At 37.5% G+C, this 17,932-nt stretch carries 22 protein-coding genes; 17 read left to right on the top strand and 5 right to left on the bottom strand.

Features of this window, described 5'->3' with window-relative positions; genetic code table 11:
* Positions 1 to 9: 9 nt before the first annotated feature.
* From PHY84_RS00350 to pyrH, 5 genes are read right to left on the bottom strand one after another with little or no spacing between them, the layout of a single operon-like run.
* The gene (locus PHY84_RS00350; protein WP_299856531.1) at positions 10 to 1,101 is read right to left on the bottom strand and encodes a nitronate monooxygenase; all 1,092 of its coding nucleotides are present in this window, start codon (positions 1,099 to 1,101) and stop codon (positions 10 to 12) included.
* The gene (tyrS, locus tag PHY84_RS00345; RefSeq protein WP_299856529.1) at positions 1,098 to 2,300 is read right to left on the bottom strand and encodes a tyrosine--tRNA ligase; all 1,203 of its coding nucleotides are present in this window, start codon (positions 2,298 to 2,300) and stop codon (positions 1,098 to 1,100) included. The genes PHY84_RS00350 and tyrS overlap by 4 nt, the downstream gene beginning before the upstream one ends.
* A gap of 29 nt (positions 2,301 to 2,329) precedes the next feature.
* On the bottom strand, positions 2,330 to 4,477 hold the full coding sequence (locus PHY84_RS00340) for a RelA/SpoT family protein (RefSeq protein WP_299856527.1): 2,148 nt from the start codon (positions 4,475 to 4,477) through the stop codon (positions 2,330 to 2,332).
* Positions 4,478 to 4,487: 10 nt separating this feature from the next.
* Entirely contained in the window at positions 4,488 to 4,706 is a 219-nt protein-coding gene (locus PHY84_RS00335) for a DNA-directed RNA polymerase subunit omega (RefSeq protein WP_299856525.1), read from the bottom strand.
* 15 nt (positions 4,707 to 4,721) lie between these two features.
* The gene (pyrH, locus tag PHY84_RS00330) at positions 4,722 to 5,435 is read right to left on the bottom strand and encodes a UMP kinase (RefSeq protein ID WP_299856523.1); all 714 of its coding nucleotides are present in this window, start codon (positions 5,433 to 5,435) and stop codon (positions 4,722 to 4,724) included.
* Positions 5,436 to 5,580: 145 nt separating this feature from the next.
* Between pyrH and PHY84_RS00325 the strand changes: the two genes are divergently transcribed.
* The 17 genes from PHY84_RS00325 to PHY84_RS00245 all read left to right on the top strand — a co-directional run bounded on the left by PHY84_RS00325 (position 5,581) and on the right by PHY84_RS00245 (position 17,930).
* Positions 5,581 to 6,372 (top strand): TOBE domain-containing protein, encoded by a 792-nt coding sequence (locus PHY84_RS00325; RefSeq protein ID WP_299856519.1) that lies wholly within the window; start codon positions 5,581 to 5,583, stop codon positions 6,370 to 6,372.
* A 47-nt stretch (positions 6,373 to 6,419) separates the two neighbouring features.
* On the top strand, positions 6,420 to 7,235 hold the full coding sequence (modD, locus tag PHY84_RS00320) for a ModD protein (RefSeq protein WP_299856517.1): 816 nt from the start codon (positions 6,420 to 6,422) through the stop codon (positions 7,233 to 7,235).
* A 504-nt stretch (positions 7,236 to 7,739) separates the two neighbouring features.
* Entirely contained in the window at positions 7,740 to 9,218 is a 1,479-nt protein-coding gene (locus PHY84_RS00315) for an OprD family outer membrane porin (protein WP_299856515.1), read from the top strand.
* 13 nt (positions 9,219 to 9,231) lie between these two features.
* A complete protein-coding gene (gene modA / locus PHY84_RS00310) occupies positions 9,232 to 9,975 on the top strand; it encodes a molybdate ABC transporter substrate-binding protein (RefSeq protein WP_299856513.1) in 744 nt (247 codons plus the stop codon).
* Positions 9,976 to 9,999: 24 nt separating this feature from the next.
* Positions 10,000 to 10,680, top strand: a complete 681-nt coding sequence (gene modB, locus PHY84_RS00305; protein WP_299856511.1) for a molybdate ABC transporter permease subunit — start codon at positions 10,000 to 10,002, stop codon at positions 10,678 to 10,680.
* A 51-nt stretch (positions 10,681 to 10,731) separates the two neighbouring features.
* Complete coding sequence (locus PHY84_RS00300; protein ID WP_299856509.1) at positions 10,732 to 10,989, top strand: hypothetical protein; 258 nt, start codon at positions 10,732 to 10,734, stop codon at positions 10,987 to 10,989.
* A complete protein-coding gene (locus tag PHY84_RS00295; RefSeq protein ID WP_299856507.1) occupies positions 10,970 to 11,380 on the top strand; it encodes a PIN domain-containing protein in 411 nt (136 codons plus the stop codon). The genes PHY84_RS00300 and PHY84_RS00295 overlap by 20 nt, the downstream gene beginning before the upstream one ends.
* 109 nt (positions 11,381 to 11,489) lie before the next feature.
* Positions 11,490 to 11,759, top strand: a complete 270-nt coding sequence (locus PHY84_RS00290; protein WP_299856505.1) for a DUF4160 domain-containing protein — start codon at positions 11,490 to 11,492, stop codon at positions 11,757 to 11,759.
* A gap of 11 nt (positions 11,760 to 11,770) precedes the next feature.
* Positions 11,771 to 12,007, top strand: coding sequence for a DUF2442 domain-containing protein (locus tag PHY84_RS00285; protein WP_299856503.1), 237 nt, complete (start codon positions 11,771 to 11,773; stop codon positions 12,005 to 12,007).
* A gap of 94 nt (positions 12,008 to 12,101) precedes the next feature.
* A complete protein-coding gene (locus PHY84_RS00280; RefSeq protein ID WP_299856501.1) occupies positions 12,102 to 12,644 on the top strand; it encodes an EscU/YscU/HrcU family type III secretion system export apparatus switch protein in 543 nt (180 codons plus the stop codon).
* The gene (locus PHY84_RS00275) at positions 12,645 to 13,307 is read left to right on the top strand and encodes a hypothetical protein (protein ID WP_299856499.1); all 663 of its coding nucleotides are present in this window, start codon (positions 12,645 to 12,647) and stop codon (positions 13,305 to 13,307) included.
* Positions 13,304 to 13,909: a hypothetical protein gene (locus PHY84_RS00270; protein WP_299856497.1), complete on the top strand. Its 606-nt coding sequence runs from the start codon at positions 13,304 to 13,306 to the stop codon at positions 13,907 to 13,909. Before PHY84_RS00275 ends, PHY84_RS00270 begins: the two co-directional genes overlap by 4 nt.
* Before the next feature lie 2 nt (positions 13,910 to 13,911).
* A complete protein-coding gene (locus tag PHY84_RS00265; protein WP_299856495.1) occupies positions 13,912 to 14,298 on the top strand; it encodes a gamma-glutamylcyclotransferase family protein in 387 nt (128 codons plus the stop codon).
* 71 nt (positions 14,299 to 14,369) lie between these two features.
* Positions 14,370 to 15,242: an ATP-binding cassette domain-containing protein gene (locus PHY84_RS00260; RefSeq protein ID WP_299856493.1), complete on the top strand. Its 873-nt coding sequence runs from the start codon at positions 14,370 to 14,372 to the stop codon at positions 15,240 to 15,242.
* A gap of 15 nt (positions 15,243 to 15,257) precedes the next feature.
* Positions 15,258 to 15,650 (top strand): TOBE domain-containing protein, encoded by a 393-nt coding sequence (locus PHY84_RS00255; protein WP_299856491.1) that lies wholly within the window; start codon positions 15,258 to 15,260, stop codon positions 15,648 to 15,650.
* A 775-nt stretch (positions 15,651 to 16,425) separates the two neighbouring features.
* Positions 16,426 to 16,743: a hypothetical protein gene (locus PHY84_RS00250; RefSeq protein ID WP_299856489.1), complete on the top strand. Its 318-nt coding sequence runs from the start codon at positions 16,426 to 16,428 to the stop codon at positions 16,741 to 16,743.
* Entirely contained in the window at positions 16,740 to 17,930 is a 1,191-nt protein-coding gene (locus tag PHY84_RS00245) for a TolC family protein (RefSeq protein ID WP_299856487.1), read from the top strand. Before PHY84_RS00250 ends, PHY84_RS00245 begins: the two co-directional genes overlap by 4 nt.
* The last annotated feature ends 2 nt before the right edge of the window (positions 17,931 to 17,932 follow it).

Below are 17,932 nucleotides of genomic sequence, written 5' to 3'. Positions count from 1 at the left end.
CTACTAAAACTATTCGCCATCAACCAATTTATTTATAAGCTCTTTAACGGAAATAATCTCATTAACTCTGTATCCGTTTGTGCCTGAGAAGAAAAGTCCTGTTTCCGTGTTGCCAAGATAAGCATCACTCAATCTATCTGCTATGCAGTAACCAACCTCTTTTGCCTCTTCACCACGGTTACAAGGTGCAACGCAGTTAGAGATACATTTGATAGCGGGACCCTCTCTTTTTTCTACTAATCTGGTGAGGTTTGTTCTGATTCCTTGTGCAGGGTAGCCAACAGGGGAAGAGAAGAGTTGGATATCCTCTTTTTTAGCATCTAAAAGAACTTTTTTGAAGTTTTCATGTGCATCACACTCATTGGTTGCGATAAAACGTGTTCCCATCTGCACGCCTCTTGCACCCAGTGCCATCATCTGCTCAATATCGTTTTTATCCCAGATACCGCCTGCTGCGATTACGGGGATATCACCCCATAAAGCAGCCTCTTCCACAACCGGCTTGACTAGATTTTCAAGTTGGTTTTCAGGCATAGAACACTGCTCATAAGTAAAACCCTGATGTCCGCCGCTTTTTGGACCCTCTAACACTACTGCATCAGGAAGACGGTCGTAACGCTGTTTCCATCTTTTGCAGATGATTTTAAGCGCTTTTGCAGAAGATACGATTGGAACAAGAGCAACATCAGGATACCCCTCGGTAAACTCCGGCATATTTGTAGGAAGACCCGCACCCGTGATGATGATGTCTATTCCGCTCTCACACGCATCACGCACGACACGTCCGTAATCGTTGATAGCATAAAGGATATTTGCCGCAAGAGGCTTGTCGCCGCAAATCTTTCTTGCATTTTGGATAATCGCATCAAAACCCTCTTTTGAGTAAAACCCAAGTGCTTCAAGCGGTCTGCCCGCCACAAGTTTTGAAGCGTACTTTTTGTCTTCATAATACCCTGTTCCAACAGCACTGATAACACCCAAACCGCCCTCTTTTGAAACATTGCCGGCTAGCTGATCCCAACTTATGCCGACCCCCATTCCGCCTTGAACTATAGGTTTTTCTATAATATATTTACCGATTTTGAGTGATTTATAGCTCATGCGTTGACCTTTAACTTTGCAAATTTTCTTTTTCCGATTTGGAGTATATACTCCCCATTTCCTAATTGTAGCTGTTCATCGCTAATCTTTTCTTGATTTATCTTTGCGGCACCCTGTTTAATATCTCTTCTTGCTTGAGAAGTTGAAGGTGTCAAGCCGCAATCCACAAGCGCCTTAGTGATAGAAATCTCCCCGTCCACGCTAAACTCTTCCATCTCGGTTGGAATCTCATTTTTTGCATGAACTCGTTCAAACTCCTCTTTTGCGGCATTTGCAACTTCAAGAGAGTGAAACCTTGCCGTAATCTCTAAAGCCAAATCCTCTTTTACTCTCTTTGGATGCAATGAACCCTCAGCCACACCCGCTTTAAGTACTTCAATCTCGCTCAATGTTTTTGTGCTGAGCAGCTCATAGTAACGCCACATAAGCTCATCTGAGACACTGAGCACTTTGGCAAACATATCGTTTGGCGCATCTGCCACACCGATATAATTGCCTAAAGATTTGCTCATTTTCTGCACACCGTCAAGCCCCTCTAAGATAGGCATCATAAGCACAGCCTGCTCTTTTCCTATCTCGTAAGCTCTTTGAAGGTGTCTTCCCATGAGAAGGTTAAACTTCTGGTCTGTTCCGCCTATCTCGATATCGCTTTTGAGATGAACACTGTCATATCCTTGAAGCAAAGGGTAGATAAATTCGCTGATAGCAATGGGTGTTTGGCTTTTGTATCTTTTGTCAAAATCATCTCGTTCTAACATTCTTGCAACATTAAAAGTGGTTGTAAGTGTAAGCATCCCAGAAGCTCCAAGAGGGTTTATCCACTCAGAGTTAAATACAACCTCAGTTTTTAGCGGGTCTAAAATCTTAAAAACCTGCTCTTCGTAGCTCTTTGCATTTTCTAGGATTTCCACGGCACTTAAAGTTTTTCTTGTAGCGCTTTTGCCTGTCGGATCGCCGATTTGTGCGGTAAAGTCACCTATAAGAAACTGAATCTTTGCGCCGTACTTCTGAAAAGTTGCGAGCTTTTGCAAAAGAACCGTGTGTCCAAGATGCAAATCCGGAGCAGTCGGGTCAAAACCCGCTTTGACCGTATAGTTCTTGCCTTCTTCAAAATATGCTTTTAAAAGTTTCTCTATTCTTTGGCTGTCTATAATCTCAGCACTTCCTCTTTGTATCTCTCTTATGGCTTCTTGTAACATACTATCTAACTTCCTGTTATAATTATAAATTATCTATACGCATCATCCGTGCGGATAAAATGTATCACTTTTATCTTTTGTTCGATTTTAGCACGAAGTGCGTTAATATCTGCTTCTTTGCTCTCAAATCCTATTTCGCAGTAGCGTGTGGATTCACTTTTGTTTTTTCCGAGTTCTATCTGGTTGATATCGATTTTGAGTTTTGCCAAAAAGTTTAAAAACTCCGCCAAAGTCCCTACCCCGCTTTGAAGCGAAACAATCATGTCATAATTGTAAATCTTGAGTTTTTCCCATCGAACAAAAATCATAGGTTCTTTTGCATCAAGTTTTTTTGCAGCGCTTGAACACATTTTATGATGCACATGTGCTTTTCCCTTCTCCAAAAACGCCATAACCTCATCACCGTTTTTTGGATGGCAACAGTAGTCAAATACAACATCATTGACACTTGATGTACTAAAAATCTCCAACCCTCTTAGGCTATAGAGTTTTAGTTTTAACATATGTCTTGAAAAAAATCCCTTCAAACGGTTACTTTCGCTGATTTGGCTCATATATCTATGCAGGACGTCTTTAAAATGTTCTATATCTGTTGCGACACCTGCTCTTTTATCACAGTTATTTTTATCGAGCCACTCTTCCACTTTGAGAGGATTCTCATTCATCGCCGTGGCAACGATATTGACACTTGATCTTGCATCAATCTCTCGCACACGTGCGTTACAGTTATATCTGATATTTGTTTTGGCTTTGGAAGTTTTTACCGCATCAAGCCAGCTGCACCTTGTGATAGTATTTTCATCAAGTTCAATTTTGACAATATCGCCGTTGTGGAGTTCGTTGATGAGAGATGTTTTGACTTTGTTTACCAGAGCTGATTTGGCATGGTTGCCCACATGTGTGTGTACGGCATAAGCAAAGTCAAGTACAACCGCACCGCGTGGAAGGGTAAAAACTTCTCCCTTTGGAGAAAAAACAGAAATATCCTCGCTATACAGGTCATTTTTGATTAAATCATAAAAATCTTCAACAGACTCATTTTGATAGCCAAGATTGTGGAGCCAGTCAAGTTTGATATTGTCATTGCCCCCGCTTTTGTATTTCCAATGTGCCGCAACACCAAGCTCTGCGGTTTGGTGCATATCGTATGTTCTGATTTGCACTTCAAAAATAGCTGTTTTGTAAAAAACAGTTGTATGGATGGTTTTGTACCCATTATCTTTAGGTACGGCGATATAGTCCTTGAAGCGTGAAGAGAGCGGCTGAAAGTGGAGATGGATAAGCCCTAAAATGTTGTAGCATTTCACGGGATCGTTTGTAAGAACCCTGAGTGCCAAAAGGTCTAAAACTTCTTCTATCCCCACCCCTTTGCGCTGCATCTTTAGGTATATGGAGTATCTATGCTTTACACGAGAGAGTATCTCAATATCATCTTCGCAAAAACCGTTTTGCACCAATATCTTGTGAATAGCCTCACGAAACTCATTAAGTCTCATCTCAATAGCATGGTAATGATTTTCCAGATAAGTGTCAATCTGCGCTTTCTCCTCTTTAAAAAGATAAGAAAAGCTCAAATCTTCCAGCAGATTTTTTAAAAAAGAGATACCTAGACGGTGTGCGATAGGGGCATAAACCACCAGTGTCTCTTCAGCAATGCGCTCTTGTTTGTGAGGTGCGAGCGAGTCAAGAGTGAGCATGTTATGCAGTCTGTCGCACAACTTGACCACCAAAACACGCACATCCTTGATGCTTGCAAGAAGCATTTTGCGAAATGAGAGTGCTGAGACAACAAGTTTTTCGTTAGAGTTGGATGGGATAAGTTCTGCATCGCGGATAGTGTCTATCTTTGTAAGACCCTCTACAAGATGTGCTACATCTGGGCCAAAAAGCTCTTTTACCTCTTCGATACTGATAATAGTATCTTCTACGACATCATGTAAAAGCGCAGCTATCGCCATCGACTCATCGTTTGTTATGGAAGAGACAATCCCTGCTACTAAAATAGGGTGGACAACATAAGGTTCTCCACTTTTACGAAACTGATTTTCGTGCGCAGACTTGGAGTAATCTAACGCTTTTTGCAACATAGGACTTGGTGCGATAAAAGAGTAAAGATACTCTGTAGCAGATGTGATACTGTTTATCTCTTTTATCTGCTTGATATCTACCTGATTCAAGTTTAATCTACTACTTTTTTATATCGGAAAAGCCTTTGACAGATACAAGACCCTGTGCAATTTCCATCAGTGCCAAATCGGCTGTTTTTATTTTTTTGGAAACATTCAACTTGCTTGTTGCGCCGTTTAAAAGCTCGTCTGTTCTCTTTGCTACAGCGATTGCAAGCTGGTAGCGATCCATGCTCGGGTTGTTGTCTAAAATTTTTGCTGTTAATACTTCTACTTTCATTTTATCTCCTTAAGATTATTTGACTATTGAGCAGTTTTGCATATTGCCGTTTTGTAAAATGTCTAAAAGATTGCCTTTTTTAAACATATCACATACTAAAATCGGAAGCGAGTTGTCTTTTGCCAGAGCGATAGATGTGTCATCCATAACTTTAATATCATCACTCAATGCCTGCTCATACGTTAGCTCTTGAAGCTTAATGGCATCGCTAAATTTATTTGGGTCTTTGTTATAAACACCGTCAACTTTCGTTGCTTTTATGATAACCTCTGCTCCAATCTCGACTGCTCTGAGTGTTGCAGCCGTGTCTGTTGTAAAAAACGGGTTTCCGGTTCCTGCTGCAAATATAACGACACGCCCCTTTTCCAAATGACGCACTGCACGGCGGTTGATGTATGGTTCAGCAATCTGCTCCATTTTAATAGCAGTCTGCATACGCACTTGAAGTCCTGCATGTTCACAAGCCTCTTGCATAGCTACCCCGTTGATAACAGTTGCCAGCATCCCCATATAATCACCTGAAGTTCTTTTGATGATTCCGTCTTTTGCCGCCGTTACACCACGGATAATATTGCCGCCTCCGATAACGATACCGACCTCAATACCTGCATTGACAAGCGACTTAATCTCCTGAGATATGTAATTTAGGATTTGCGTATCAATCCCGTATCCTGCTTCGCCTGCAAGAGCTTCACCCGAAAACTTTACCAACACTCGCTTGTTAGCCATGCGCTTCCTTTGTTTACTAAATCCGCGAATTGTACTTAAACTTCTCTTTGATATTGCTTTTGCCAATCCTCTATTTTGTAAAAGTTTGACATTCGTAATATATTTCATTATACTTCGCTATCAATACCAAACTCAAGGGGTTTTAGTGCAAAACAGTATCAACGGTCGCTTTTGGCTCAACAAATCGGAGCATAACTTTCTTGGCGAGGGGCGCATTGAGCTGCTTATCAACATCGGTAAAAGCGGCTCTATAACCAAAGCAGCCAAAGAGATGAAGATGAGCTATAAAGCCGCATGGGACGCTGTTGATGCAATGAACAATCTCTCAGAGCACCCGCTTGTGCAAAGCGCAAAAGGGGGCAAAGGCGGCGGCGGCACACACCTCACGACCTATGCAAAAGAGCTGATTGATACTTACAAAATTTTACAAGAAGAACATGAAGCTTTTTTAAACAATCTATCCAAGCGCATCAATGAAAAAAATGGACATATCCATCTTTTAAAGAGTTTTGATGTCCGCATAAGTGCCAGAAACCAGCTTCGAGCAATGGTTTTAAGGATTCAAAAAGGGGTTGTTGAGAGTGAGATTTTTTTAGAACTAAACAACAAAGATACATTTATGGCGGTTATCACCAATGATTCGCTTGAGCAACTGGAAATCACTTTAGGCATGGAAGTATATGCTCTTTTTAAAGCAAATGCCTTGACAATCAGCAGAGATTTGACACTTCAAAAAAGCGATATGAACCGTTTTTTTGGCAAAATCAGCAGAATCAACCGCGACAGCTTTAACTGTGAAGTCATCATAGAACTTAAATCTTCTCATACGCTCTGTGCAACGATGAGCGTTGAGCTTTTTGATGATTTGGGTTTACAAACAGGTATGGAAGTTCTCTCTTTTTGCAAACCTAAGAGCATCATGCTTGGTATATGGTAAAAAAATTTAGGTATCGATATATATTTTATTATACAATGAGGTTTTAGATGGATTTATTACGTGAAGATAGCGGCTATTTTGATTTGACTACTTTTGGGCTTGGTATCGGTGAGAAGCTGGGCAGCATCTCATTTGCTCCAAAATCCGACACCATTCTTAGTGGCTGTGATGAGGCAAAAAAAGTTTTTCAAGAGTGTCAGTTGGAGTACACATTTTTTCAAAAAAACGGCACTTTGGTTAAGGCAGGTCAAAAAATAGCAGAGTGCAAGGGTGATGCAAAATCACTTCACCGTGCTTGGAAAACAGCGCAAAATATCTTTGAATATATGAGCGGTATTGCGACTTACACGCACGAGATGGTGCAAAAAGCACAACTTATAAATCCTGACATCACAATTGCAACAACACGCAAAAATTTTCCCGGAACAAAAGAGTTGATGCTAAAAGCAGTTATGGACGGCGGCGGAGTGGCGCATCGGCTCGGTCTTTTTGACTCGGTTTTGATTTTTGAACAGCATCTTGTTTTTTTGCAAAACGAGGAGGAGCTTATAAAAAATTTTCATAAATTAAAAAAGAGTTTTATTGAGAAAAAAATTATCGTTGAAGTAGAGAGCTATGAGCAGGCAAGATATTTTGCTCAGCTTGGTGCAGATGTTCTTCAGTGCGAAAAAATGAGCCCTGCCATGCTAAGTGAGTGTGTAGGCCTTAAAAAAGAGTTTGGGCATCTTCTAGTCTCCGCAACAGGCGGCATCAACGCTTCAAATATTGCCGAGTTTGTAGCGTGCGGAGTAGATGCCATCATCACATCTTCACCCTACCACGCAAAACCCGCAGACATCAAAGTCATTATGGAGCAAAAATGAAAAAATTTATCAAAACAGCTGCGATAATCATTGCACTTATGAGCAACTCTGCTGCGGAAAGTCTCAAAGTATTTACAACTATATTTTAATTTTTTACAACATCTTGTTTATTTGCAAATGAGGAGGAAACATTAAAAAAAGATAAAAAAAGCCTTGCAGCGGTAACTGCAAGACAAGTGCTTTGGAAGAAGCAATAAAGGGCACCTCTAAAAACTCTAGCCATCTTCAGCGATAGAGCCAAGTTCACAATCAAGGCGGCTCTTTGCAGCCCTAGCTAAGGCTAAGGCAAAAAGAGGCAACGCAGAGTGTGGGCTTGGCTCTATCGCCCTACGGGAGGGTTCAAAAAAGCGATATGCCGCAAAACTTTTTATCGCCTTAGCGTTGGCTAAGGCTCAAAAAAGATTTTGCATCATCTCATCTTTTTTAAATCCCTCTGAAGACGGCTAGAGTTTTTAGAGGTGCCCTAAAATTATAACAAAGTAAAATTACATTAAAGGAAAGATTATGAATAAAAGAAGTACACTAAGTATTTCCACGGTTATTGCACTTTTAGCGACATCAGCAATAAGTGCGGATGAAGTTTTGCCAAAGCAATCACTAAAAGCAAATTATCAAGTAACATACAATAAGCTGCCAAAATCTGTTGACAATATCTCGGAGATGTTTCAAGATGGTATGTTTTACGGGAGGCTTCGTTCAAATACATTCTTATATGAGTGGGAAAAAGAGACATCTACTCAAGACTCTCATGTTATAAGTGCTATCGGAGGTTCGCTTGCTTATAAAAGTGCGACATTTAAAGATTTTGATTTTACTGCCGCTCTTTACTATTCAAAGGCTTTTTTCAATGAAGACAATGATCCCGTTGATAAGCTAAAGCCAGGTTATGACCTATTGAGCCGTTATGATTTTATCAATGGTAACGGTAAATCTATGACTGTTTTGGGTCAAGCTTACATAACTTACAAAGGATTGCCAAAAACAGAAATCAATTTAGGTCGTCAACTTGTAGATACTTTTTATGTCGCTTCAAACGACACAAAGATGATACCAAACACTTTTGACGGAGTAACACTCCAGACAAAAGCCCTTCCCGATACTACTGCAAAACTTGCCTATTTAACGGAAGAAAAACTTAGAGGACATACCGACAATCACTCAGTCTTGGCATACGGGGACTCAAGTTCTTCTTCAGGATTAAAACCGATATGGGATTCAAACGACGATAGTGCCATGCACAAAGGACTTACCTATACAAATCTGAGAAATGCAGGGGTCGATACGGATGCCCCGTTAATAACCGGTGATTTAAGGAACAAATCTATAAAAAATCTGACACTTGATACCTCTTTCTACACGGTTCCGGATTTAGTATCAGAAGTTATGGCTGAAGCGAACTATAAAATAAATCTTGATGGTTTTTCACTCTCGCCCGGAGTAAGGTACATAAAACAGTTTGACAACGGTGCAGGCGAAATCGGGGGTGCTAGCTACAGCGGCAAACTTGCAGGCAAAGTCGGTGCATCCGGCGGATATAAAGATGCCTCTTCTCTTGATTCGCAGATGGTTGCGGCTCGTTTAGTCGGTGCATACAAAAACTATAATCTAAATTTAGGCTATTCACAAGTTCTTGACGAAGCAGATCTCATCACCCCTTGGAGAGGATTTCCAACAGCAGGATATACCCGTTCTATGGCAAGATACAACTGGATGGCAAATACTAAAAGTTACCGCGCAGAGCTTAATATAAACCAAAACAAAACAGGTGTTTATAGAGATTTGTTGATGCAGTTTTCCGTTCTTCATACGGATGCAGATGAAGCAAAAGGTTATTTTGACGAAAACTACTATTATGCAGGATTTGTTCAAAATATACCTTCGTTTATAGATTTGCAATGGCGTCTTAGACTTGGCTATGCAGATACAAAACAGGTTAACGCAGACTCACTAGATGCTCGTTTTGAGCTAAACTATCTCTTTTAATACAAGGAAAAAAATGAAAAAATTAACAGCGCTCCTCTTTTTAGCTTTAAGCTTTAACGGCGTTTTATGGGCAGACAGCATAAAAGTATTTGCCGCTTCAAGTACGAAAAGCGCAATGCAAGAGATAGTCAAAGAGTTTGAATCCAAAAATCCAAACGATAAGCTGGAAGTTACTTACAGTGCAACTGGAAAAGCGTATGCACAGCTTGCAAACGGGCTTGAATACGATGTATTTATGGCGGCAGACAGCAAATATCCGCAAAAGATCATTCAAGATTCTCTCGCTATGGGTGAAGCAAAAATATATGCTCTAGGTATTCTTGCTCTATATTCATACGACGAAAATTTAGCGGCAAAAGGGATAGACAGCATAAAAGATGCGAGCGTAAAACATATCTCAATAGCAAATCCAAAAGTCGCACCTTATGGGGAGGCAGCAATGGAGATACTAAAAAACTATAACCTTGAAGAGAGCGTAAAAAACAGACTCGTTCTTGGAGATAACATCGCTCAGAGCGTACAGTTTGTGGACACTCATGCGGCGGAAGTCGGGCTTGTAGCATTTTCTCTTATCAAAAAAGCAAAAAAAGAGAGCGAATACAAACTTATAGACACTACAAAGTACACTCCGATGGAGCAGTCGTTTGTACTTACAAAATATGCTAAAGACAAACCGCTGGCTGCAAAATTTGGCGACTTTATAGTTTCACAAAGAGCAAAAGAGATATTTAAAGAGTATGGATTTGGTGTAAAATAGGTTTTTCATTTTAAAGGTGCAATCGTGGACGCAAATTTTATCCAAACCATGAAGCTTACATTTGAGTTAGCGGCAATTACTACTCTCATACTGTTATGTATAGGAATCCCGCTTGGGTACCACCTATCACAAACAAAATCAAGATTTAAACCTATCATCGAGGCATTGGTATCAATGCCCTTAGTACTGCCTCCCTCTGTTTTGGGTTTTTACATGTTACTTGCCTTTAGCCCAAAAAACAGTTTTGGCGCATGGCTTGATAAAACTTTTGATATAAAACTCGTCTTTAGCTTTGAGGGACTTATCGTAGCATCCGTTATTTTTAGCCTCCCTTTTATGGTTCACCCCATCCAAAGCGGCTTTTCCGCTCTTTCAAAATCTCTAAAAGAGGCTTCATTTACTCTTGGAAAAAGCCCCATCGAGACTCTCTGGTTTGTTCTGCTTCCAAATATCAAACCCTCTTTGCTCACAGCATCAGTCATCACATTCGCCCACACGGTAGGAGAGTTCGGAGTGGTTTTAATGATCGGCGGAAACATAGCGGGAGAGACAAAAGTAGCAAGCATAGCGATCTACGATGAAGTAGAATCACTCAACTACGCAGTTGCCAACCAATACGCTTTTACCCTTTTTGTCATCACCTTTGCCATCTTGCTTTTTGTTTACGCTATCAATAAAAGTATGCTGAAAAGTGAGTTTAGATAAAATTTTAACTCTTGTGTGATACAATCTGTCATACAAAAACAGGAGACAATTATGGTTTCGGTAAGACTAGATAATATGCTTGAAAATCAGCTAAATCTTGTATCTGCTCAACTTTCAAAACAAAAAAGCCAGATAATAAAAGAGGCTTTGGTTTACTATTTTGATATGCTCAAATCTGAGGCAAAAGAAAAAACATCCTACGAACTCGGCAAGGAGCTTTTTGGAAAGTTTGAAAGTCATGACGGCTCACTCTCTACTACTTATAAACAAAAACTAAAAGCAAAACTTCATGACAAAAACACTCATTGACAGCGGAGTTATCATAGCCCTTTTTGATAGAAGCGATAAGTTTCATCAAAAATCTTTAGAGTTTCTAAAAACTTTCAAAGGCAAACTCATCACCTCTTGGGCAGTTCTCACCGAAGTTTCTCATATGCTGGATTTTAACCTACAAGTACAGATTGATTTTTTAAAATGGGTGGAGCTTGGTGGGGTAAATGTTTATGAGATTCCTCAAAATGAGATAACAAACATACGAGTGATGATGGAGAAATATCTTGATATCCCTATGGATTTGGCGGATGCAACTTTAATGTACATAGCAAATAAAGAGGGGATAAAAAATATCGTAAGTATCGATAGCGACTTTGATGTTTATAGGACTTTGAAAAAGCAGAGTTTACATAATCTTTTGAGATAAAAAACGCCAGAGTGCAACCAATAGAAAAACTTTGGAATGAGCTTTGAATATTTCAAAAGCTTCTAAAAAATATTTAGCTAAAATTTAACTTAAACTAAGGAAAAACACAATGGCAATCATATCTATGTTTTATGGGATTATTATCTCCATGTACTATTTTGATAACAAACAACACAAAATTCCTCATATTCATGTGAAGTATCAAGATGAAGAGGCGGTGTTTTCTATCCCCAACGGTGAGATTCTCGAAGGCACTATGAAATCAAGCAAAAGAAAACTTGTAGTTGCTTGGATAGAGATTCATCAAGATGAGCTTATGGCTGATTGGGAACTTGCAATCAACGGTGAAGAGATATTTAAAATCGACCCTTTAAAATAGGAGAAAATCAAATGAACCCACGAGTAAAAGCAGTAATAGCACAAGACGACTATACCATACTACTTACTTTTGAAAATGGTGAAAATAAAATATTTGATATGAAGCCATATATTGACAAAGGCTTTTTCAAACAACTTCAAGATAAAACCTACTTCAAAACCGTTAAACCGTTTATGGACTCGATTCAATGGAAAAACGGTCAAGATTTATGCCCTGATACTTTGTATTTGGAAAGTGTGGCAGTTTAAAAAAACCTTAGAGAAGTTTTTGAAGTGGACATAAAGGTGTCTATGTATGAGTATATAATTTGGTAGAAAATGCTATAAAACAAAGAGGTGCAAAATGTTGATAAAAAATCCAGCAATTCCTATGATAGATAAGGTAATAGAAGAGATTGAAGCAAAAATAGAATCTTTGGAGATGGAAGAATCTTTAAGTGATGAGCAAAAGGAAGAGCTAAAAAAACTAAAGCACTCACATGCTGTAAAATCTTTTTTTAGAATTGGTGAAATTTTAGTAAAAGAAGCTAAAAACCCAGTTCATCTAGTGGTAACAAATCCTACACATTTTGCAGTGGCTTTGCATTTTACACAAGATAATCAAACTATCTGTTTAGCAAAAGGGCTTGACAAAAGTGCTTTAATGATAATGCAACAAGCCTTAGCATCAAAAGTAAAAGTGGTAGAATTTAAAGAGGTAGCAAGAGATATTTATGCAACTGCCGAGCTTTATGAGCCAATAGAAAATCATATAATACATATCTTAGGAGAGACTGATAGGGATATAAGTTTGTATGAGGCTATAGAGTTGGCAAAGGTTAGTGACAACCTTGTAAGTATAGAGTTTGTTCAAAAGGCTTTGAGTGAAAAAAGTTGGGAGGAATAGATGAAAAATGAAGATTTAAAATTGTTAGTTCAAATAGCAAAAAGTAAAATTGACAAGGATGATGAAACATTCGAGCAAATAGAGATGTTTGTTGTTTCAAAACATGGTGCAGATGTTTTTGATAATATCAAAGATGAGATAATAGAGCATATTGAACGAAGAAAATTAATTAAAGAAAAAAATAAAAGATTTTGGATGTTGATTTCTAATCCACAAAAATGGGGAGATGATATTCCAGAATATGCCTTTAATGAAACCATTTTAAATCTAAATGATGAAGAGATTATTCAATGGTCAATTAATAAGAATACTGATATTTCTTTACAAATGAAAGAGGGAGAAAGAGGTATCATTAAAGTAAGTGAAGATAAAAGAACAATTCAACAAAGAACTGATGAAAATGAAAATATTGTGCCTTTAGTGGAATCAGGTATTTATGGAATTTTTGAAATAGTCAAAGATGATGAAAATTTTGTAACTTTTGAAGATGAATATGGAGATTTTTATGTAAATATAAAAGTTATTGACAACTTTTACAAAAAAAGTAAACAAATTTCAAAACAACAAGCCGTTGAAATATTGGGAGAGGATATTTTTAATAGTATGCAAAGCAGAAGTATTGAAAGAAAGCAGTTTGAAGCTATTGAAAGTGTAGTGAAATGATAACTAAAGACGAACTCATAAATACCACATTAGATGCTATTATAGATACCCATGAAACATACTTAGAATGGAGTGGAAACGAATGGTTATGGAATGCACCAGAATATTTATTAACTGTAAAAATAGCTGAAAAAATTGCCAATATTGATAAAAATAAATTTGTAACACTTGAAGATAATGTAGAAAAAACATTACATAGTTCTAATGCTAAAGGCACAGGTAGAGTTCCTTCAAAAATAAGAGCAAATGGAAGATTTGACATAGTTGTATGGTGGGCAAAAGGAGATCCTAGAGCAATCATTGAAGTAAAGCATCGTGTGTATAAATTCGCAAATATTGAAGAGGATGTAAATAGAATTTGTGAAACTCTTAATAGAAAATCATCTGAATCATCAATCCGCTGTGGACTGATAGCGTTTTATATGAATAGTGTTTATAAAAATGATGCAGTAAATAAGATAGATAAACAAATAAATAATTTTTTCCAACAAACTAAAAATATAGTTTCTAAAAAAGGTTTATGTGTTGAACCATACTACGAAAGATATAGTGAAAATGACAAAGATGTTTATGCTTCAGTTGTATTTTCAATTAGGCATTAATTATGACCCTCTTTGTTTATGGAACCCTCAAAAAAAGCTTTGAAAACCATCACTTTTTAGATGGTGCAAAGTTTATAGGCAATGCAACCACAAAAGAAAAATATCCTATGGTAAATGTTGTAAAAGCCTATCCATACCTTATAAATCAAAAAGGTCAAGGCAAAATCATCAAGGGGGAAGCTTATCAAATCGATGAAAAGATACTTAGTCATCTTGATATGCTTGAGGGGTATCCAGAGCATTATGATAGAGATGAGATAACACTTATGCTAGAAGATAAAGAACTCCAAGCTATGACATATTTTGTAAATCAAAAGATAGATTTTAAAAATCTTGAACTGCTTGAAGAGTTTGTAAAAGATGAGTTTTATTATATGGATTTTGAATAGTGTTCAAAATAGAAGCTATCAAATTTGATAGTATGGCTTCAAAAAAGAGTTGATAATAAAGAGGATAATTAATGATAGCTATAAACATCAAAAAAACACTAAACACTGCGGACGGGGAGATAGTTTTAGAGGTAAACAAAGAGATACATGACGGGGATTTTTTGACGCTTTTTGGAAAGAGCGGGAGCGGGAAAACTACGCTTTTGCGCATTATCGCCGGGCTTGAGACTCCGCAGAGCGGAACGATTGTTGTGGACGGGGTTGTTTGGTTTGACAGTGCAAAAAATATAAACCTGCCGCCGCAAAAGCGAAATGTCGGGTTTGTATTTCAAGACTATGCGCTTTTTCCAAATATGAGCGTGAGGCAGAACTTGGAGTTTGCCCTCAAAGATAAGAAAGAGACAAAAAAAGTGGATGAGATACTTGAAATCATGGAGATACAAAATCTCTCTTCTATGAAACCAGATCATCTAAGCGGAGGGCAAAAGCAGAGAATCGCGGTGGCGCGGTCTTTGATGAATGGCCCTAAAATACTTCTTCTTGACGAACCGCTCTCGGCACTTGATAGCTCCATGCGGCTCAAACTTCAAGAGGAGCTGGCATCTGTCCATAAAAAATTCGGTATCACTTCCATCTTGGTATCTCACGATATAAGTGAAGTTTTTAAACTCTCAAACCGTGTTTTTAAAATCTCATCTGGTAGTATTACAGACGACGGCTCTCCTGCAAAAGTATTTGCAAATCAGAACCTAAGCGGCAAGTTTAAGATAGTAGGCGAGATTCTTAGTATAGAAAAAAATGATATTTTGTATATTGTAAAAGTTTTGTCTCACAATGAAATTATAAAAATTACGGCAACACAAAAAGATATAAAAAATCTAAACATCGGCGATAAAGTATTGCTCTCAAGCAAAGCTTTCAATCCGATAGTGACGAAAATTTAAAAAAAAGGGGCAACATTGAATACCTTAAAAGGAACGATTGTATCCATAAAACAGAGTGATAATTTACAGCTTATTTTTATAGATGTCGAGGGACATCTTTTTAGCTCTCTTGTTATTGCAAGCGATGAAAACCGTCTTGAAGTCTCTATGGATGTGCATCTGCTCTTTAAAGAGACAGAAGTCACGCTTGCAACGACATCATCCGTCGTAAGTGAGAGAAACGCATTTTGCTCAAAAATCACCCACATAGAAAACGGCAAACTTCTTGCAAATATCACGCTTGATTTTTTAGGCAACAACATCAACGCCATCATCACCAAAGGAGCGTTGCATGGGCTAAAATGCAAAATCGGCGATGAGTTTTTGTGGGTTGTGAAGGCAAACGAGGTTACTTTACAGAACAAATAATTTTTCGTTTGTATCTCCACAAGAGGCAATACCTATTCAACAATTTTAAGAGCAGTTTGAAAGATTGCTTGAACTTGATAAAAACATGCTCTATCTAAACAATCCGTACAACTAAAAGGCAAGTAGCGACTAGGGGTTCTTACCCATAAGCTAATCTTATAAAATGCTCCTCTTTGGAAAAGAGAAATGTGGACAGGCTACTTTTAGATAGCGTCAAAAAGTAACCAAACCATATTTGAGTCAATATTTAGAGGTGTCCTAGAGTCAGTAGTTTAAAATTAACCAATAATTTGCTAAAATTGCACTATGCGTCTAAAAAAAATATGGTTATTGGTTCTAGTGTTTGCTATTTGCTTCTCGGTAGTGCATGACTATACATTTAACATTTTAGATACAAAACACCCTGCAAACAGCTCTTATGTGGCAGATGCTTGTTTACATAATGCAGATAGACATACGGACACAATGTGTGAAATACATCACGACTATCATTCAATATACTTGTTTTTGATGAGTCCCGTATCATTCTTAAGCCGACAAAAAGTTAAAAGTATTTTTGTTTATACAAACAATCTTTTTTCATTACACATTTTTACCTTTCTAAAGCCCCCTATTTTATAATCCTTTTTTTTATTTAAACCTCTGATTAAACAGACTGCTGCGGTTTTTTCAAAGCCTTGCTAGACGACGGTCATTGCTATAAACTTGTGACGAAGCGTAGTCATAATTACTCAGAGAATTCTATTAATACTTATTATATAAAAAAGGATTATCTATGAAAATAGTTTTATTATTTATTATACCTATAACTATATTTGCTTTTGGGGAGAGAATGAGTGTTATGGATGCTCTTTACTTTGATAAGGCAAAAAAACAACCATTTATAAGCAAACCTCACTATAAAGAGAGAATGTATAGATTGAGTAGGATAAAAAATGCAAAAGAGATTGTAAAAACATTAACACAAGAAGATACTGAGTCTCTTGTTTTAACAACCCAGGGCAATTATCTTGTTTATAAAGCATCCACGCAACACTACACATTACTTATAAATGCACTTGACGGTACCGTCATAAAGAAGGAGGATCGATGAGAATTTTGTTATTTTTATTTTTTGTACATCTTTTGTTAAATGCTTCAACCATTAATTTAGATGAGATTTTAACGGCGGTACAAAAAGAGCATCCTATGGCAAAATCTCTTCAAGAGATAGACTATGCACATAAAAACCAAAATCAAGCTATCTCTTCAAGAGAAGCAGCGCAGCTAAATATTCAAAACAGTTATGCAAACCCAAAGTTTAATAAAGCAGAACATGAATACGATATCGGAGTTACACAGAACATAACTCTTCCAAGTGTGAAAAAAAACATAGCTCAAGCGAATAGCTACAAAAATGAAGCTCAGATGCTGGAGCTAAAATATAACTTTGCACTTTTGCAGAATGATATAGCACTTCTTTATCATAACAGTTGTCTTGATAAAACAAACTTATCAAACTTTAGCCAAGAGCTAAAATCTTTTGAAGAGCTTTATACAAAAAAAGCAAAAGCTTATGAATATAAAGAGATCTCAAAAAAAGAGCTTTTAGAGCTAAGCTTAGAGTTAGAGAGGCTAAGAAATGAACATAAGCAGTATAAAAATGTTCTGCTATCTTCTCGCTCTCGTCTGCAAAGCAAGGTGCTTCTTGAGTATTTTACGGATAAAGAGCTCTCTTGTAATGATTTAAATCCCTTTGTTAAAGAGCTTGAAGTTGACAACCAAAACCAAACTCTCATAGAGCAATCATTTGATAAAAAAATCAAATCATATCAAAGCGATGCCAGACGATACAATAACTCTTTTGATAGTTTTACGCTTGGTTTATCATACGCAAAAGAGATAGATCTAAACAAAGCTACCGTATCACTCTCTATACCTCTGAATTTTACTGCTTCCGTATATGAGCAAAGCCGTTCAGAAGCCCTACACAATCAAAGTGCGGCTTCCTACGACAAAGAGGCATATATGTTAGAAAAAAAAGCTGACATAGAGTTGCTTCAAAAAGAGCTTAGTTTTGATTTTGAAAGCATAGAAGCACAAAAGGGCATTGTAAAAAAATATGAAGATGAATTGCTGCCTCTTGCAAAAACTGCTTATTTGTTAGGTGAAAACTCCGCTATAGAGTTTTTATTGCATCAAAGAGAGTACCTAAAACTAAAAGCCGAACTTACGACAAAACATAAAAAATATTACCAAACACTCTTTGAACTTTTGAGTGTTGCACAAATAAAGGAATGACT

Source organism: Sulfurimonas sp., from assembly GCF_028694605.1.
Lineage (GTDB): Bacteria > Campylobacterota > Campylobacteria > Campylobacterales > Sulfurimonadaceae > Sulfurimonas.
This window is presented reverse-complemented; position numbering and strand designations above follow the sequence as displayed.

What these genes read in the sequence shown, in the direction of transcription:
- modD (WP_299856517.1), top strand. Translation starts at nt 6,420, where the DNA reads ATGGATTTATTACGTGAAGATAGCGGCTATTTTGATTTGACTACTTTT.
- PHY84_RS00275 (WP_299856499.1), top strand. Translation starts at nt 12,645, where the DNA reads ATGAAAAATGAAGATTTAAAATTGTTAGTTCAAATAGCAAAAAGTAAA.
- PHY84_RS00265 (WP_299856495.1), top strand. Translation starts at nt 13,912, where the DNA reads ATGACCCTCTTTGTTTATGGAACCCTCAAAAAAAGCTTTGAAAACCAT.
- PHY84_RS00285 (WP_299856503.1), top strand. Translation starts at nt 11,771, where the DNA reads ATGAACCCACGAGTAAAAGCAGTAATAGCACAAGACGACTATACCATA.
- PHY84_RS00295 (WP_299856507.1), top strand. Translation starts at nt 10,970, where the DNA reads ATGACAAAAACACTCATTGACAGCGGAGTTATCATAGCCCTTTTTGAT.
- PHY84_RS00245 (WP_299856487.1), top strand. Translation starts at nt 16,740, where the DNA reads ATGAGAATTTTGTTATTTTTATTTTTTGTACATCTTTTGTTAAATGCT.
- tyrS (WP_299856529.1), bottom strand. Translation starts at nt 2,300, where the DNA reads ATGTTACAAGAAGCCATAAGAGAGATACAAAGAGGAAGTGCTGAGATT.
- PHY84_RS00280 (WP_299856501.1), top strand. Translation starts at nt 12,102, where the DNA reads ATGTTGATAAAAAATCCAGCAATTCCTATGATAGATAAGGTAATAGAA.
- PHY84_RS00290 (WP_299856505.1), top strand. Translation starts at nt 11,490, where the DNA reads ATGGCAATCATATCTATGTTTTATGGGATTATTATCTCCATGTACTAT.
- pyrH (WP_299856523.1), bottom strand. Translation starts at nt 5,435, where the DNA reads ATGGCTAACAAGCGAGTGTTGGTAAAGTTTTCGGGTGAAGCTCTTGCA.
- PHY84_RS00335 (WP_299856525.1), bottom strand. Translation starts at nt 4,706, where the DNA reads ATGAAAGTAGAAGTATTAACAGCAAAAATTTTAGACAACAACCCGAGC.
- PHY84_RS00315 (WP_299856515.1), top strand. Translation starts at nt 7,740, where the DNA reads ATGAATAAAAGAAGTACACTAAGTATTTCCACGGTTATTGCACTTTTA.
- PHY84_RS00300 (WP_299856509.1), top strand. Translation starts at nt 10,732, where the DNA reads ATGGTTTCGGTAAGACTAGATAATATGCTTGAAAATCAGCTAAATCTT.
- PHY84_RS00270 (WP_299856497.1), top strand. Translation starts at nt 13,304, where the DNA reads ATGATAACTAAAGACGAACTCATAAATACCACATTAGATGCTATTATA.
- PHY84_RS00260 (WP_299856493.1), top strand. Translation starts at nt 14,370, where the DNA reads ATGATAGCTATAAACATCAAAAAAACACTAAACACTGCGGACGGGGAG.
- modA (WP_299856513.1), top strand. Translation starts at nt 9,232, where the DNA reads ATGAAAAAATTAACAGCGCTCCTCTTTTTAGCTTTAAGCTTTAACGGC.
- PHY84_RS00250 (WP_299856489.1), top strand. Translation starts at nt 16,426, where the DNA reads ATGAAAATAGTTTTATTATTTATTATACCTATAACTATATTTGCTTTT.
- PHY84_RS00350 (WP_299856531.1), bottom strand. Translation starts at nt 1,101, where the DNA reads ATGAGCTATAAATCACTCAAAATCGGTAAATATATTATAGAAAAACCT.